Source organism: Bradyrhizobium sp. (assembly GCF_049581145.1).
GTDB lineage: Bacteria > Pseudomonadota > Alphaproteobacteria > Rhizobiales > Xanthobacteraceae > Bradyrhizobium.
Window position 1 is genome coordinate 1 of the sequence record NZ_JBAURI010000357.1, and the last position, 2957, is coordinate 2957.

4 protein-coding genes are annotated in these 2957 nt (G+C 63.8%); 3 read left to right on the forward strand and 1 reads right to left on the reverse strand.

All coding sequences use genetic code 11. The features are described from left to right. From WCB02_RS11695 to WCB02_RS11705, 3 genes are all read left to right on the forward strand, one after another. Positions 1-1300 (forward strand): AAA family ATPase (locus WCB02_RS11695; RefSeq protein ID WP_423958335.1); only part of this gene is annotated, 1300 nt, incomplete at its 5' end. Beyond that, positions 1281-2084 (forward strand): hypothetical protein, encoded by an 804-nt coding sequence (locus WCB02_RS11700; protein WP_423958336.1) that lies wholly within the window; start codon positions 1281-1283, stop codon positions 2082-2084. The genes WCB02_RS11695 and WCB02_RS11700, both read left to right, overlap by 20 nt. A gap of 218 nt (positions 2085-2302) precedes the next feature. Next, positions 2303-2587: a hypothetical protein gene (locus WCB02_RS11705; protein WP_423958337.1), complete on the forward strand. Its 285-nt coding sequence runs from the start codon at positions 2303-2305 to the stop codon at positions 2585-2587. 137 nt (positions 2588-2724) lie between these two features. Here the strand turns inward: WCB02_RS11705 and WCB02_RS11710 are convergent. Beyond that, on the reverse strand, positions 2725-2957 hold a 233-nt coding region (locus WCB02_RS11710), incomplete at its 5' end, for a sterol desaturase family protein (RefSeq protein WP_423958338.1).

Below are 2957 nucleotides of genomic sequence, written 5' to 3' on the forward strand. Positions count from 1 at the left end.
GGCCTACTACGCGGCGCAACGCGAGGGCGAGAAGTCGATCGCGCATATGGAGGCGCAGCTGCGCGAGCTCGAGGATGACGAGAAGAAGCGGCATCTCGACGATGCCGCCGAAAAACCGTCCGCCGGCGATGCCGATTTCGACCTGATCGCCAGGGCATCCGGCTATGCGACACCCGAAATTCTCAAGCTGCGCGGCGAGATCGCGCAGACCCAGGCCGCCGTCGACGACAACAGGGTGAAATACAAGGCCGTCACCCGGGAGATCAACGACCGGCTGCTGTTCACCGCGGCCATGGTGATCGACGAGTTTTCGCTGATCTCCGGGATCGACGCCTCCAAGCTGAAGCAGAACGACGCGGTCAAGCTGCTCAACCTGCATGGCGCGCTGAAGCGGCGGGTGTACGGTCAGGACGCGGTGCTCGATCACGTCGATCGCGCGGTCAAGGTCTGGCGGCGCGGGCGGCGCACCGACCGGCCGTTGCCGTTCCTGTTCTGCGGCGCCAGCGGCGTCGGCAAGACCGAGGTGTCCAAGGGGCTGGCGGAGGCGCTGTTCGACACCGACAAGGCGCTGAACCGCTACGACATGGGCGAGTTCATGGAGAAGAACGACGTCACCAAGCTGATCGGCGCGCCTCCCGGCTATGACGGCTTCGCCGCCGGCGGCGAGATGACCAACGCGGTGCGGGCCAATCCCTATCAGGTCATGCTGTGGGACGAGATCGAGAAGGCGCACCCCGATATCTTCAACATCTGCCTCAACATCCTCGACGACGGCCGCTGCCGCGACAATCTCGGCCGCAAGGTCGAGTTCGGCGACGTGGTGATGCCGATGACCACCAATATCGGCGCCGATCACGCGCTGCGGGTCGGGACCGGTCCGGGCGATCTGACCGAGGATGAGGCCTATGAGCTCACCATCCGCGACCTGAAGAAGGCGTTCCGCACCGAATTTCTCAACCGCTTCGAGGGCCGCGAGAACATCATCCTGTTCCGCAAGCTCAACATGGACACGATCGAGAAGATCGTGTTCCGCGAGATCTCGCGCATCAACGCGTTCTACGCGCCGCAGTCGATCGACGTGCGCTTTCCCGAGGCCGAGCTGCGCGAGTTCTGCGACAAGACCTATTCGCCCGAGATAGGCGCCCGCGGCCTGCCCGGCCGCATCAAGCGCATCGAGGCCATGATCGTCGAGAAGACGATGGCGGACACCGCCTTCAGCGGCACGCTCGACGTCGGCTTCGATGCGAAGAGCCGCAATTTCACCTCGAACTGGATCCCCCATGACAGAAAAGCCGCGTGACGACGCCAATGCGTTGCTGGACGGCATCGACAAGACGCTGTCCGAGTTCAAGACCAGGGCCTATCAGGCCCGGAAATCCTATGAGCAGTCCGACATCGGGCGCGCCCACCGCGAGCTCGGCGCACTCGGCCGCTTCTGGTCGCAATTCGGCCGCTCCTGCGGCTGGATCTACCTGAAGTTGATCGCGCCGGTCACCTGGCGGATCTGGCGCTTGCTGCGCTGGGCGTTCGCCCGCTACCGCGCGCTATGGGCGCGCTGCGTCTACGCCAGGGACGCCTATGGCGATCCCGAGTTCAGCAAGGCGCGCGGCGGCGTCATGATCCTCGCGACGATTGCGGTCTGCTACCTCGTCTACGGTGCAGCGACGGTCGCAGCCACCCTGCCCTGGTACCTCGCCACGGTGCGGCACAACGAGCAGCTCTATCTGTCCAACACCCAGAATCTCTCCAGCGCCCAGACCGGCGGCGCCGAGATCCACGAGGTCTATGGCTGCGAGACGCTGCCCTGCACCGAGCAGAACACGGTGACCTTCCGGGTGCGCGCCAGCTGGTTCAACGAGATCTGGAGCGTGGTCCATCACGGCTCGCTGTTCTATCCCGGCTATGTCGCAGCAGCCGTCAGCCCGGTGCTGAACCGCTGTGTCATCACCTCCTACGGCATCCGCAGGAAATTCCTGGTGCGATCCTGGGAGCTCTATCCCGACCTCGTGCAGGTCGAATGCATGCCGACCGAGGCCGGCCAGGGCAAGGACGGCAACGTGATCAACAACAGGGATTATCGCTAGGCCAGCGTCGCCGAGGTCCTGCTCATATCAAACGAACAAGGCAGGATGGGTAAGCCCTTGCGAAACCCATCAATTCATCCGCCGATGCCCGTCATCGTCCGATCGCCTCGCTATCATGTCGAACTTTTAAGCTGACATCGGCTCCGGTTTCGCTCAGAGATCGTCATTTGGGGAGATCTCCGCCCCCTCCCCTTTACGCGTCGGAACCGAGAGCTTGCATGGCTGAGCGGTCGAAGCATACTTGGTACGTTTCGTTCAAACCCAAGAGCACGCTTCCGGGCAAGCGCGCGCAATCGAGGACGACTGCGACGTTTCCGAACGAGACCGATGCCAGGACATTCGCGAAAGCGATGATTGCCGATACGCCGCACGTCAGCGCCGGCACGCTCAATCCGCATCGACCGAAACGGACGGTCTCCGCGGCGCAGATGCTTGAATGGCTGCAGGAATCGGCCGATCCCGCGTGTGAGCCTGCACCGGTTGCGTTGGCGTTCAGGCGGTAGCATGGGTCGGCCTGTTGCGAAGCCCATCAGCTCGCTGCACGGCGATCGGCTTCGCGGCCAGATCGGACGAGGCTCCGTTTCTCGCCGCTCCACCCATCCTGCACCGTGACAGGCGAAGATGCGCCGGGCGCCGACGATCAGGATGCGCGGGGGTTGCCTTGGTGTTCAGGACCGGTCCCGGTGCGCGCCCCCTCCGGCGCAATTTCGGTGCCGAATACCAGATCCCAGAACCCCGTCGTGACGCCGAAATTGCCCTGCACGGCACTGCGATGATGACGCACGTGCCGAAGCCTGTAGCTGCGCATCCATGACCTCTCGCCGAGTCGCCAGCGGTGCACGGCATCGTGTGTCAGGAGATACGAGACGTAGC